The organism is Escherichia albertii (genome assembly GCF_028622335.1).
GTDB classification, from domain to species: Bacteria; Pseudomonadota; Gammaproteobacteria; order Enterobacterales; family Enterobacteriaceae; genus Escherichia; species Escherichia albertii.
In genome coordinates, this window is the sequence record NZ_CP117569.1 from 30277 (window position 1) to 44251 (window position 13975).

Here is a 13975-nt window from a genome sequence, read left to right on the forward strand (position 1 = left end):
AAAATTAATTTTTCTGACAATAACATTTCTCATTGATAATGAGAATCGTTATCTACATAATGGTTATTATTTTACTGTGTGGGAGCTGTTTGATGATGACCCTGCCCTCTGAAAAATCCGCCACAGATGTGGCTGCGCAGTGCTTCCTGAATGCCCTGATTCGTGAAACCAAAGACTGGCAACTGACGGAATACCCGTCAGACGAATTGATTATCCCGCTGGACGAGCAGAAGTCGCTCCATTTCAGAGTGACTTATTTCTCACCAACCCAGCATCACCGCTTTGCATTTCCTGCTCATCTGGTCACTGCATCAGGCAGTTATCCTGTCGACTTTACCACTCTCTCCCGGCTTATTATTGATAAGTTACGACGTCAACTTTTTCTGCCAGCTCCCCTCTGCGAAACTTTCCACCAACGCGTGCTGGAAAGCTACGCCCATACGCAACAGACAATAGATGCCCGCCATGACTGGGCCGTCCTGCGTGAAAAAGCGTTGAATTTTGGCGAGGCTGAGCAGGCACTGCTGACAGGGCACGCTTTCCACCCTGCACCCAAGTCTCATGAACCGTTTAACCGGCAGGAGGCTGAACGATACCTGCCTGACATGGCGCCCCACTTCCCGCTGCGGTGGTTTTCGGTGGATAAAACGCAAATCGCTGGTGAAAGTCTGCATCTCAACCTTCAACAGCGGTTGACGCGATTTGCCGCAGAGAATGCCCCCCAGTTACTCAACGAATTAAGTGGCAATCAATGGCTGCTCCCACAGCACCCGTGGCAGGGAGAATATCTTTTGCAGCAGGCGTGGTGCCAGTCACTTGTTGCTAAAGGACTTATCAGAGACTTAGGCGAGTCCGGCACGTCGTGGCTGCCGACCACCTCTTCCCGCTCCCTCTACTGTGCAACCAGCCGCGATATGATCAAGTTTTCCCTGAGCGTACGGCTGACCAACTCCGTCCGTACTCTATCTGTGAAAGAGGTGAAGCGAGGAATGCGCCTGGCACGCCTGGCGAAAACCGACGGCTGGCAGATGCTACAGGCCCGCTTCCCGACGTTCCGGGTAATGCTGGAGGACGGCTGGGCCGGGTTGCGCGATCTTAACGGCAACATCATGCATGAAAGTCTGTTTTCCCTGCGTGAAAACCTGTTGGTAGAGCAACCGCAAAATCAGACCAACGTACTGGTTTCCCTGACTCAGGCCGCACCGGATGGCGGTGATTCTCTGCTGGTTTCGGCGGTAAAACGCCTGAGCGATCGCCTAGGTATCACTGTGCAACAGGCCGCCCACGCATGGGTCGATGCTTACTGTCAGCAGGTGCTGAAGCCTCTGTTTACGGCTGAAGCGGATTACGGCCTGGTGCTGCTGGCGCATCAGCAAAATATTCTTGTGCAGATGCTTGGGGATCTGCCGGTCGGATTTATTTACCGTGACTGCCAGGGCTGCGCGTTTATGCCTCACGCGACAGACTGGCTCGACACCATTGACGAGGCGCAGGCGGAAAATATTTTCACCCGTGAGCAGTTGCTGCGCTATTTCCCTTATTACCTGATGGTTAACTCCACTTTTGCCGTAACTGCTGCGCTGGGTGCTGCCGGGCTGGACAGCGAAGCGAATCTGATGGCTCGTGTACGAACATTGCTGGCTGAAGTGCGTGACCAGGTGACTCATAAAACCTGTCTCAACTATGTGCTGGAAAGTCCGTACTGGAACGTAAAAGGGAACTTTTTCTGTTATCTGAACGATCATAACGAGAACACCATCGTTGACCCTTCGGTGATCTATTTTGATTTCGCTAACCCGCTGCTGGCTCAGGAGGTCTGAATGTCTGGGGCAAACATTGTTCACAGCGGATATGGACTGCGCTGTGAAAAACTCGACAAGCCTCTGAATCTTGGGTGGGGGCTGGACAATAGCGCGGTACTGCACTGGCCCGGGGCGCTGCCGACAGGGTGGCTGTGCGACGCGCTGGATCAGATATTTATTGCCGCACCACAACTTTCAGCAGTGGTTCTTCCCTGGGCCGAATGGCGTGAGGAGCCACAGGCGCTGACGCTTTTCGGACAGGTACAAAGCGACATTATCCATCGTTCCGCTTTCTGGCAGTTACCGTTATGGCTGAGTTCTCCGGCAAACCGGGCCTCCGGTGAAATGTTTTTTGATGCAGAGCGTGAGATTTATTTCCCGCAGCGCCCCCCACGTCCGCAGGGTGAGGTTTACCGTCGTTACGATCCACGCATTCGCAGGATGCTGAGTTTTCGCATTGCCGATCCCGTTTCTGATGCAGAACGTTTCACTCGCTGGATGAACGATCCGCGCGTTGAGTATTTCTGGGAGCAAAGTGGCTCACAGGAGGTACAGAGCGCCTATCTGGAGCGCCAGCTTACAGATAAACATGCATTCCCGCTGATTGGCTGCTTCGACGATCGGCCGTTCAGTTATTTCGAAATCTACTGGGCGGCGGAAGACCGCATTGGCCGCCACTATTCGTGGCAGCCCTTTGACCGTGGCCTGCATCTGCTCGTTGGTGAACAGCAATGGCGCGGAGCCCACTATGTGCAGAGCTGGCTGCGCGGGCTGACACATTACCTGCTGCTGAATGAGCCCCGTACGCAACGCACAGTACTGGAGCCACGCACCGATAACCAGCGCCTGTTCCGCCATCTTGAGCCTGCGGGATACCGGACAATTAAAGAGTTCGATTTCCCACATAAACGCTCGCGCATGGTGATGGCGGAGCGTCATCACTTCTTCACGGAGGTCGGTCTGTAATGGATCACAAAGACTGGGATTTGGTCAACCGCCGCCTGGTGGCAAAAATGTTGTCAGAGCTGGAGTATGAGCAGGTTTTCCACGCGGAATCTCAGGGCGATGACCGCTACTGCATTAACCTGCCGGGTGCACAATGGCGCTTCATCGCTGAACGTGGTATCTGGGGCTGGCTCTGGATTGATGCTCAAACTCTGCGCTGCGCGGACGAGCCTGTACGGGCGCAGACGCTGCTGATGCAGCTAAAGCCGGTACTGTCAATGAGCGATGCAACCGTTGCTGAGCATATGCAGGATTTGTATGCCACGCTGCAGGGCGACCTGCAACTGCTGAAAGCCCGTCGCGGGCTGAGCGCCAGTGACCTGATTAATCTTGATGCCGACCGCCTGCAATGCCTGCTGAGCGGTCATCCTAAATTCGTTTTTAATAAAGGTCGCCGTGGCTGGGGTAAAGAGGCGCTGGAACGATATGCGCCAGAGTATGCCAACACCTTCAGACTGCACTGGCTGGCGGTAAAACGTGAACATATGATCTGGCGCTGTGATAACGAGCTGGATATTCAGCAGTTGTTGACGGCCGCAATGGATCCGCAGGAGTTTGGCCGCTTCAGTCAGGTCTGGCAGGAAAACGGACTGGATCATAACTGGCTGCCGCTGCCGGTACATCCGTGGCAGTGGCAGCAAAAAATCGCCTCCGACTTCATCGCTGATTTTGCTGAAGGCAGGATGGTGTCTCTCGGCGAGTTTGGCGATCAGTGGCTCGCCCAGCAGTCGCTGCGTACCCTGACCAACGCCAGTCGCCGGAGTGGACTGGATGTCAAGCTGCCGCTGACCATCTACAACACCTCATGCTACCGGGGGATCCCTGGCAGATACATCGCTGCCGGACCACTGGCTTCACGCTGGCTACAACAGGTTTTTGCGACCGACGCCACCCTGGTGCAAAGCGGCGCAGTCATCCTTGGTGAACCGGCTGCGGGCTATGTGTCCCATGAAGGCTATGGCGCGCTTGCCCGGGCTCCCTATCGCTACCAAGAAATGCTTGGTGTTATCTGGCGGGAGAATCCGTGCCGCTGGCTGGATCCGGATGAAAGTCCGGTTCTGATGGCAACACTGATGGAGTGCGACGAAAACAATCAGCCGCTGGCAGGCGCATATATCGACCGATCAGGGCTTGACGCTGAAACCTGGCTTACGCAACTGTTCCGGGTGGTCGTGGTTCCGCTGTATCACCTGCTTTGCCGCTACGGTGTCGCGCTTATTGCACATGGACAAAATATAACGCTCGCAATGAAAGAGGGGGTTCCACAGCGTGTTCTGCTGAAAGACTTCCAGGGCGATATGCGGCTGGTGAAAGAAGAGTTCCCCGAAATGGACTCTTTGCCTCAGGAAGTTCGTGATGTTACATCCCGCCTGAGTGCGGACTACTTAATCCATGATTTGCAGACGGGTCACTTCGTGACAGTGCTGCGTTTTATTTCTCCACTGATGGTTCATCTTGGCGTACCTGAAAGGCGATTTTATCAACTGTTGGCAGCAGTGTTGAGTGATTACATGAAAAAACATCCACAAATGTCAGAGCGTTTTGCGCTTTTCTCACTTTTCAGGCCACAAATCATTCGCGTGGTGCTGAACCCGGTAAAACTGACCTGGCCTGACCAGGATGGCGGCAGCCGCATGTTGCCGAATTACCTTGAGGATCTGCAAAATCCGCTGTGGCTGGTAACTCAGGAATATGAATCATGAAAAAAAGTGTCGATTTTATTGGTGTAGGGACAGGGCCATTTAATCTCAGCATTGCTGCGTTGTCACATCAGATCGAAGAACTGGACTGTCTCTTCTTTGATGAACATCCTCATTTTTCCTGGCATCCGGGTATGCTGGTACCGGATTGCCATATGCAGACCGTATTTCTGAAAGATCTGGTCAGTGCTGTTGCACCTACAAATCCATACAGCTTTGTTAACTATCTGGTGAAGCACAAAAAGTTCTATCGTTTCCTTACAAGCAGACTACGTACAGTATCCCGTGAAGAGTTTTCTGACTACCTCCGCTGGGCTGCTGAAGATATGAATAACCTGTATTTCAGTCATACCGTTGAAAATATTGATTTCGATAAAAAACGCCGATTGTTTCTGGTGCAAACCAGCCGGGGAGAATATTTTGCCCGCAATATCTGCCTTGGTACAGGAAAACAACCTTATTTACCACCTTGTGTGAAGCGAGTGACACAATCCTGTTTCCATGCCAGTGAAATGAATCTTCGTCGGCCGGACCTTAGTGGAAAACGAATAACTGTGGTTGGCGGAGGACAGAGTGGTGCAGACCTGTTACTTAATGCCTTACGCGGGGAATGGGGAGAGTCTGCGGAAATAAACTGGGTCTCCCGGCGCAATAATTTTAACGCACTGGATGAGGCGGCTTTTGCTGATGAGTATTTTACACCTGAATATATTTCAGGTTTCTCCGGACTTGAGGAAGATATTCGCCATCAGTTACTGGATGAGCAGAAAATGACATCGGATGGCATCACTGCCGATTCTTTACTGGCAATTTATCGTGAGTTGTACCACCGTTTTGAAGTTCTGAGAAAACCAAGAAATATCCGTCTGCTACCCAGCCGCTCGGTAACAACTCTGGAAAGTCGTGGTCCGGGCTGGAAGTTGCTGCTGGAACATCATCTGGATCAGGGCAGGGAGATCCTGGAAAGTGATGTGGTGATTTTCGCTACAGGTTACCGTTCTGCGTTGCCACAAATACTTCCCTCACTGATGCCCCTGATCACCATGCACGATAAGAACACCTTTAAAGTGCGTGATGACTTCACTCTGGAATGGAGTGGCCCGAAAGAAAATAATATCTTCGCGGTCAACGCCAGCATGCAAACTCATGGCATCGCCGAACCCCAGCTCAGCCTGATGGCATGGCGATCTGCACGTATTCTTAATTGCGTACTGGGGCGTGATTTATTCGATCTCAGTATGCCGCCTGCACTGATTCAGTGGCGCAGCGAACCGCAGTCGGAGGCTGCTTCTTTTATTCACTATACAGCAGATATTCAGGAATAACGATGATACGCAAAAAGTATATGACCCGGGCTCTTGGTCCGCTGCTTCTTGTCGTGCTGTCACCAGCTGTCGCTCAGCAAAACGATGATAATGAGATCATAGTGTCCGCCAGCCGCAGCAATCGAACTGTAGCGGAGATGGCGCAAACCACCTGGATTATCGAAAATGCTGAACTGGAGCAGCAGATTCAGGGCGGTAAAGAGCTGAAAGACGCACTGGCTCAGTTAATCCCTGGCCTTGATATCAGCAGCCAGAGCCGAACCAACTACGGAATGAATATGCGTGGCCGCCCGTTGGTTGTGCTGATTGACGGTGTGCGCCTCAACTCTTCACGTTCCGACAGCCGACAACTGGACTCTGTCGATCCTTTTAATATAGATCATATCGAAGTGATCTCCGGCGCGACGGCTCTGTACGGTGGCGGCAGTACCGGAGGGCTGCTCAACATCGTGACCAAAAAAGGCCAGCCGGAAACAATGATGGAGTTTGAGGCTGGCACCAAAAGTGGCTTTAACAGCACTAAAGATCACGATGAGCGCATTGCCGGTGCTGTCTCCGGTGGAAATGACCATATCTCCGGACGTATTTCCTTGGCATATCAGAAATTTGGCGGCTGGTTTGACGGTAATAACGATGCCACCCTGTTCGATAACACCCAGACTGGCCTGCAGCACTCCGATCGGCTGGATATCATGGGGACTGGTACGCTGAATATCGATGCATCCCGGCAACTTCAGTTGATAACACAGTACTATAAAAGTCAGGGGGACGACAATTACGGGCTTAATCTCGGGAAAGGCTTCTCCGCTATCAGCGGGACCAGCACGCCATACGTCAGTAAGGGGCTGAATTCCGACCGTATTCCCGGTACTGAGCGGCATTTGATCAGTCTGCAGTACTCTGACAGCGATTTCCTGGGACAGGAGCTGATCGGTCAGGTTTACTACCGCGATGAGTCGTTGCGGTTCTACCCGTTCCCGACGGTAAATGCGAACAAACAAGCGACGGCTTTCTCTTCGTCACAGCAGAATACCGACCAGTATGGCATGAAACTGACCCTGAACAACGAAGTGACGGACGGCTGGCAAATCACCTGGGGGCTGGATGCTGATCATGAGCGTTTTACCTCCAACCAGATGTTCTTCGACCTGGCTCAGGCAAGTGCTTCCGGAGGGCTGAACAACAAGAAGATTTACACCACCGGGCGCTATCCGTCGTATGACATCACCAACCTGGCGGCCTTCCTGCAATCAGGCTATGACATCAATGATATCTTTACCCTCAGCGGTGGCGTACGCTATCAGTACACTGAAAACAAGATTGATGATTTCATCGGCTACGCTCAGCAACGGCAGATTGCCGCCGGGAAGGCGACCTCCGCCGACGCCATTCCTGGCGGCTCAGTCGATTACGACAACTTCCTGTTCAACGCCGGTCTGCTGATGCACATCACCGAACGCCAGCAGGCATGGATCAACTTTTCTCAGGGGGTGAATCTGTCGGATCCGGGTAAATACTACGGTCGCGGTATCTATGATACAGCAGTGAACGGTCATCTTCCCCTGATAAGGAGTGTGAACGTCAGCGACAGTAAGCTGGAAGGCGTGAAAGTCGATTCTTATGAACTGGGCTGGCGCTTTACCGGTGACAACCTGCGTACTCAAATCGCTGCTTACTATTCGATTTCCGATAAGAGCGTGGTAGCCAATAAGGACCTGAGCATTAGCGTTATGGACGACAAACGCCGCATTTACGGTGTGGAAGGCGCACTGGACTACCTGATTCCTGATACTGACTGGAGTACCGGAGTGAACTTCAACGTGCTGAAAACTGAGTCTAAAGCGAACGGTACCTGGCAGAAATACGATGTGAAGACAGCAAGCCCATCAAAAGCGACAGCCTACATTGGCTGGGCATCGGACCCGTGGAGTCTGCGCGTGCAGAGCACCACCTCCTTTGACGTGAGCGACGCACAGGGCTACAAGGTCGATGGCTATACCACCGTGGATCTGCTCGGCAGTTATCAGCTTCCGGTGGGTACACTCAGCTTCAGCATTGAAAACCTCTTCAACCGTGACTACACCACTGTCTGGGGGCAACGTGCACCACTGTACTACAGTCCGGGTTACGGTCCCGCTTCTCTGTACGACTATAAAGGCCGGGGCCGCACTTTTGGTATGAACTACTCAGTTTTGTTCTGAAACATCTTCCTGCCCGGCGCACGCCGGGCTACCGTAAGGGCTCCGCTTGGAAAACGGATCTATGGTCACTGTAACTACAGATCCATTGCGCTTCCTCGCCGGTTCGCGTGCTTCGCCCGGTCACCGGTCACCGGTCTGCGGCGAGCACTGTTTTTTCTGAAGTCTGCCTTTACAGGTAATTTTTGACGGAATCTGCCGTACTTCCTGAGCGCACGGTCATATCCGAAGTACACTTCATATGTGTGTTTCAATGCCAGGGATTGTGTATACAAACTACAGGCAAAGTCTGGTTATCACCGGTGGTAGGCTGCTCCGATGGAAAAATTGTGAACTGATTGACACCATGCCGGATAACTCTGTCAGCGCCAGTGATATAAGGGGGATGCGGATGATTTCCTGGACTCTCAGGAGATAAAACATGTTTACTGAAGAAGAAAAAATCCGCGCCATTGAGCTTTATTTCAAATATGGTAAGAAGCTGGCTCCCGTCGTACGCGAACTGGGCTACCCTTCGAAAAGAAATCTGCGGCGTTGGATCCGCTCATGGGAAGCAGGTGGTGGCGCAAAAGAATCCATTCGTCATAAGCACCGTTACTCCGATGAGCAAAAACAGGTTGCCGTTGAACATTATCTTAACCACGGCTGCTGCCTGGCGTTTACCAGCAGAGCCCTGGGTTATCCCTGCACTGATGTACTCGCTCGCTGGGTTAATGAACTTTATCCCGACAGACGACGTATATTTACCAGTAAGGCCAACCCGGTTGCGCCCTTTGAACCAGAAGTCAAACGTCAGGCTGTCATGGCACTCTGTACACGACAAGTATCAGCCAGTGAAATCGCCAGGCGTATTGGTGTCAGTCGTGCGGTATTGTATAAATGGAAAGATGAAATTATCGGCAACAGTGCTTACCAGACTATGCGTAAACATAACGAACCTTCCCTGGAGGCAGAACGCGATGCGTTGCGGGAGGAAGTCGCCCGACTGAATAAGGAAATACGCCGCCGGCAGATGGAGCTGGATATTCTGAAAAAGGCGGAGGAAATCATAAAAAAAGACCCGGGCATCAGTATCAGTCACCTGAACAACAGAGAAAAAACGAAGATCGCTGATGCCCTGAGACAAACATATCCCCTGACAGAATTACTGCATGTTCTGGGCCTTGCCCGTAGCAGTTATTTTTATCACCGGGCTGCACTGAAAGCCGGTGATAAATACGCCACGATACGTACGATGCTGACAGATATATTTAACAGTAATTACCAGTGTTATGGCTATCGTCGCCTGCATGCGATGCTCAGGCATGAGGGGGTTCGGCTATCAGAAAAGGTTGTACGCAGACTTATGGTGGAGGAACAGCTTGTCGTCAGCCGTAACCGTCGTCGCCGCTACAGCTCATATTGCGGAGAAATCGGACCGGCTCCGGATAACCTTATCGCCAGAGATTTTAAGGCGGAGCAACCTAATCAGAAATGGCTGACAGATATCACGGAGTTCCAGCTCCCTGCAGGTAAAGTCTGGCTGTCACCGGTGGTGGACTGCTTCGATGGAAAAGTTGTGAGCTGGTCTCTCAGTACACGCCCCGATGCTGAACTGGTCAACACTATGCTGGATAGCGCTGTCGAAACGTTAAATGCTGGCGAACGACCGGTGATACACAGTGACAGAGGTGGGCATTATCGCTGGCCAGGCTGGCTGGAAAGAGTGAATGCAGCATGTAGATGCTTACATCAGATGGTATAACGAGCGGCGTATAAAATTATCGCTGGGTGCAGTCAGCCCTGAAATGTACCGCCAACAATGCGGGCTGGAATGATAAAGCAGTCCAGGAAATCGTCCGCATCCCCAAGACGGTCAAAGATCGTGGCGTTGACATGCTGGCATGTTTTTACGGGGTGACGCTTTCATTAACCTGTACACGAACTTTTATTCCGGCATCATGACAGGCCTGCAGCCACTGCGCAACTTCCAGCGGATCGCCCTCCCGGCGTACCACCCTACCTTCTCTGTTCCATAACTGCAGACAGGTACTGCCGTCGAGACGTACCACAAAATCCCCACGGCAGGCCTGATACGTCATGCCGTTCAGCTCCACCGCCAGATCAGTGGCAGAAGTGCCGTCTGCGGGCAGACCTGATGCTGGGACCAGCGGCAGTACGACGACTTCTGCCGCGCGCTGTTCTGCCAGCAGCAGAGGCTGTGCCACGGCCCGGCCGGCGTCCGTCAGCTCGACAGCCAGCTGCAGATTCGGGGTGTGCAGGGTGCGAAGCCAGCCTGATGCTTCCATGCGCCGGCAGGAGGCGCGCAGGTTTGGTCCGTAGACCGGGGCTTCCCCGCTTCGCTCCAGCACCCGTTCTATGTCCCGAGTCAGCACGGGGCCAGGCCGTTTTTCATCAAGGGCAGCCAGCACAATCAGCACCCGTCGTTGCAGCGGCGACGGCCCACGGGAGGTTACAGCTGACATGCGCGTTGTTCTGCTGTCGGGGCGCGCAGGAGCATTTCGGTGAACCGCAGATGGTCCCTGTCGGCGACGTCGTCTGGGGCACGCCCCGCGAGTGCCAGACAGTACCAGAGTTCAATAGCGCTGCGTGCGCGGGTAATCTCCGCATCGGTATCGTTGCAGTCCGCACGGTTTGCCCGTTCAAGACATGCGTTAATGAAGTCTTCCGTATCGCCGGTCATCGTTTCATAGCTGAGGCGAAAGTATACTTTTTCATCCATCCTGCATGCTCCGTTTGATTATGTACATTAATAGGTAAAATCATATATTGAATAATTTATCTCTACTTTGGTAAATATTATATCAGATGTGAATTTATGTATTATGACTAGACTGGCCCCCTGAATCTCCAGACAACCAGTATCACTTATTTAAGTGATAGTCTTAATACTAGTTTTTAGACTAGTCATTGGAGAGCAGATGATTGATGTCTTAGGACCGGAGAAACGCAGACGGCGTACTACACAGGAAAAGATCGCTATTGTTCAGCAGAGTTTTGAACCGGGAATGACGGTCTCCCTTGTTGCCCGGCAACACGGTGTGGCAGCCAGCCAGTTATTTCTCTGGCGCAAGCAATACCAGGAGGGAAGTCTTACTGCTGTGGCCGCAGGAGAGCAGGTCGTTCCTGCCTCTGAACTTGCTGCTGCCATGAAGCAGATTAAAGAACTCCAGCGCCTGCTCGGAAAAAAACGATGGAAAATGAACTCCTTAAAGAAGCCGTTGAATATGGGCGTGCAAAAAAGTGGATAGCGCACGCGCCCTTATTGCCCGGGGATGGGGAGTAAGCTTAGTCAGCCGTTGTCTCCGGGTGTCGCGTGCGCAGTTGCACGTAATTCTCAGACGAACCGATGACTGGAAAGATGGTCGCCGCAGCCGTCACTCAGATGATACGGATGTGCTTCTCCGTATACACCATGTTATCGGAGAGCTGCCCACGTATGGTTATCGTCGGGTATGGGCGCTGCTTCGCAGACAGGCCGAACTTGATGGTATGCCTGCGATCAATGCCAAACGGGTTTACCGGATCATGCGCCAGAATGCGCTGTTGCTTGAGCGAAAAACCGCTGTACCGCCATCGAAACGGGCACATACAGGCAAAGTGGCCGTGAAAGAAAGCAATCAACGATGGTGCTCTGACGGGTTCGAGTTCCGCTGTGATAACGGAGAAAAACTGCGAGTCACGTTCGCGCTGGACTGCTGTGACCGTGAGGCACTGCACTGGGCAGTCACTACGGGCGGCTTCGACAGTGAAACAGTACAGGACGTAATGCTGGGAGCGGTGGAACGCCGCTTCGGCAACGAGCTTCCGGCGTCTCCAGTAGAGTGGCTGACGGATAATGGTTCATGCTACCGGGCTAATGAAACACTCCAGTTTGCCCGGATGTTGGGGCTTGAACCGAAGAACACGGCGGTGCGGAGTCCGGAGAGTAACGGCATAGCAGAGAGCTTCGTGAAAACGATAAAGCGTGACTACATCAGTGTCATGCCTAAACCAGACGGGTTAACGGCAGCAAAGAACCTTGCAGAGGCGTTCGAGCATTATAACGAATGGCATCCGTATAGTGCACTGGGTTATCGCTCGCCACGGGAATATCTACGGCAGCAGGCCAGTAATGGGTTAAGTGATAACAGGTGTCTGGAAATATAGGGGCAAATCCAGTGGGCAATGGAAGCTTTTCCACAGCGGAATTGCTGTAACAGGGGGCTTTCACTGCAAAGAGTGACGTTCGTATAAATGTCGCCACCTGCCGGCAATACTGACGCTCCCCACGTAGTTTCTCTGCTGCCCGCTCCGCATACTGAACAACAGCCTGGTGCATGGCATCTTTGTCTGTGATTCGTTCACCAAAACTGCGACTACAGACAATCTGCTGTTTTGCCGGTGGTGCTTCTTCCAGGGATATGCAGGACTCGCCGTTGAGTTCGCGTACCGTACGCTCAAGAATGACGCTGAAGTTTTTCTGGATGAATGCCGTGTTAGCCTGCGCCAGCTGCAGTGCTGTGTTAATACCCAGCGCATTCAGCTTTTCCGTCAGTCTGCGTCCTACTTCCCAGACTTCACCAACAGGCTGCAGCCCCAGTAGTTTCAAGAGCCGATTACGGTTTTCTGCCGTCAGCGCAACCACACCGGAAAACTGTGGCCATTGCTTTGTTGCCCACTGTGCACTTTTGGCCAGCGTTTTTGTAGGCGCAATGCCCACCCCCATGGTGAGTCCTGTCCAGCTCTTTACCTGTTCCCTGAGCTGATGACCAAAAACCTCCGGAGAGATGCAACGGTTCACCCCCCGCAAATCAATGAACATTTTATCAATTGAGTAGGGCTCAACTACGGGAGAAAGCGACTCCAGAACAGCCATAACCCGTTGGCTCATGCTGTGGTACAGTGCATAATTGCTGGAAAATACATGTATTTTCTTCTCCAGGTGCATTTGTCTGACCTGAAACCAGGGCTGCCCCATTCTGATGCCAAGAGCTTTTGCCTCCGGGCTGCGCGCGATCACACAGCCATCGTTATTGCTGAGTACGATGACCGGTTCGTTGCGAAGGTCCGGGCGGAAAACTTTTTCACATGAGGCGTAGAAACTGTTGATATCAGCCAGTGCAAACATCAGCGTAACTCCCGCGTCCTGTGTATCACATGAGTGACAACACCAAAAATACAGATGTTTTCCGGATACAGTGTGCGGAACTCCGGGCTGTCTGAAACCGGCTCCAGTGCCGGGCGTGGGCGCAACAGCAGTCGTTTGACGGCGAACACCCCGTCGATCTCAACGATAACGATGTCCCCATGTTGTGGTTTTTCGGCCCTGTCCACTACTAGCAGATCACCATTCTGCACACCAGCCTGGTTCATCGATTCACCGCTGGCGCGCAGAAAGAAGGTGGCTGCAGGTCTGCTGATGCAATAGCTGTTCAGATCCAGTTCCTGCTCAGCATAATCAGTGGCAGGAGAAGGAAAACCGGCCTGGCAACGATCGGCAAACAACGGTCGCACTTAACTGTCATCGCCTGAAGGGGAAGCCGGACGGTGATAAACGGTACTCATGCTGCAGGCAGCCAGGTGTCGTCCTGCCAGATTTCTTCCAGCAGAGACAGGATACGTTCTTTATCCTTGTCGTTGCGGGCTCCTGTGACAGATACAGACGGGGCGCTGCTCTGGTCTATACGCAGCCAGATTTCCGGGTAGTGTGGTTTCAGACGTTGTTCGATTTCATTCTGTAGCGCCTGAAGTGTGCCTGATTTGAGGTTTTTTGTGCTCTGGCGGTCGAAAAGAATTTCAATGCGGATCATGTTCTCATCTCCCTTTTCTTTTTCTGTATTTATATACAGTATTCTAATAACTGAATCCGCACACAGTCAAATGTCATTATTGTGACTAAAAAACGCTCAATTCTCTGAGTGTGTGGCTGTATGCCTGCTGTGGACTGCTGTGTCCAGCTTATC

At 52.5% G+C, this 13975-nt stretch carries 9 protein-coding genes and 3 pseudogenes; 7 read left to right on the forward strand and 5 right to left on the reverse strand.

Annotated elements, in window-relative coordinates; genetic code table 11:
• Positions 1 to 95: 95 nt before the first annotated feature.
• From iucA to PS053_RS22850, 6 genes and pseudogenes are all read left to right on the forward strand, one after another.
• Positions 96 to 1820: an aerobactin synthase IucA gene (gene iucA, locus PS053_RS22825; RefSeq protein ID WP_256878442.1), complete on the forward strand. Its 1725-nt coding sequence runs from the start codon at positions 96 to 98 to the stop codon at positions 1818 to 1820.
• Positions 1821 to 2768: a N(6)-hydroxylysine O-acetyltransferase IucB gene (gene iucB / locus PS053_RS22830; RefSeq protein ID WP_256878419.1), complete on the forward strand. Its 948-nt coding sequence runs from the start codon at positions 1821 to 1823 to the stop codon at positions 2766 to 2768.
• Positions 2768 to 4510 (forward strand): NIS family aerobactin synthetase IucC, encoded by a 1743-nt coding sequence (gene iucC / locus PS053_RS22835; RefSeq protein WP_256878420.1) that lies wholly within the window; start codon positions 2768 to 2770, stop codon positions 4508 to 4510. The genes iucB and iucC overlap by 1 nt, the downstream gene beginning before the upstream one ends.
• Positions 4507 to 5832 carry an NADPH-dependent L-lysine N(6)-monooxygenase IucD gene (iucD, locus tag PS053_RS22840; RefSeq protein WP_256878421.1) on the forward strand — a complete coding sequence of 442 codons (1326 nt, stop codon included), beginning with the start codon at positions 4507 to 4509 and terminating at the stop codon, positions 5830 to 5832. The genes iucC and iucD overlap by 4 nt, the downstream gene beginning before the upstream one ends.
• Positions 5833 to 5837: 5 nt before the next feature.
• Positions 5838 to 8033, forward strand: a complete 2196-nt coding sequence (iutA, locus tag PS053_RS22845) for a ferric aerobactin receptor IutA (protein WP_273775140.1) — start codon at positions 5838 to 5840, stop codon at positions 8031 to 8033.
• A 418-nt stretch (positions 8034 to 8451) separates the two neighbouring features.
• Positions 8452 to 9847, forward strand: a pseudogene (locus PS053_RS22850) (IS3 family transposase).
• Positions 9848 to 9919: 72 nt separating this feature from the next.
• Here PS053_RS22850 and PS053_RS22855 read toward each other — a convergent pair.
• Entirely contained in the window at positions 9920 to 10495 is a 576-nt protein-coding gene (locus PS053_RS22855) for a hypothetical protein (RefSeq protein WP_256878422.1), read from the reverse strand.
• Positions 10483 to 10752, reverse strand: coding sequence for a hypothetical protein (locus PS053_RS22860; RefSeq protein WP_097411212.1), 270 nt, complete (start codon positions 10750 to 10752; stop codon positions 10483 to 10485). Before PS053_RS22860 ends, PS053_RS22855 begins: the two co-directional genes overlap by 13 nt.
• Positions 10753 to 10951: 199 nt before the next feature.
• On the opposite strand from PS053_RS22860, the pseudogene PS053_RS22865 reads away from it, so the two are divergent.
• A pseudogene (locus tag PS053_RS22865) lies at positions 10952 to 12179 on the forward strand (IS3 family transposase).
• On the opposite strand, the pseudogene umuC reads toward PS053_RS22865, so the two are convergent.
• From umuC to PS053_RS22880, 3 genes and pseudogenes are all read right to left on the reverse strand, one after another.
• Positions 12139 to 13140, reverse strand: a pseudogene (umuC, locus tag PS053_RS22870) (translesion error-prone DNA polymerase V subunit UmuC); the annotation flags it as partial. The pseudogenes PS053_RS22865 and umuC overlap by 41 nt on opposite strands.
• Positions 13140 to 13526, reverse strand: coding sequence for a translesion error-prone DNA polymerase V autoproteolytic subunit (gene umuD, locus PS053_RS22875; RefSeq protein WP_273775005.1), 387 nt, complete (start codon positions 13524 to 13526; stop codon positions 13140 to 13142). The pseudogene umuC and the gene umuD, both read right to left, overlap by 1 nt.
• Positions 13527 to 13573: 47 nt before the next feature.
• On the reverse strand, positions 13574 to 13822 hold the full coding sequence (locus PS053_RS22880) for a DinI-like family protein (protein ID WP_032084478.1): 249 nt from the start codon (positions 13820 to 13822) through the stop codon (positions 13574 to 13576).
• Between the last annotated feature and the right edge of the window lie 153 nt (positions 13823 to 13975).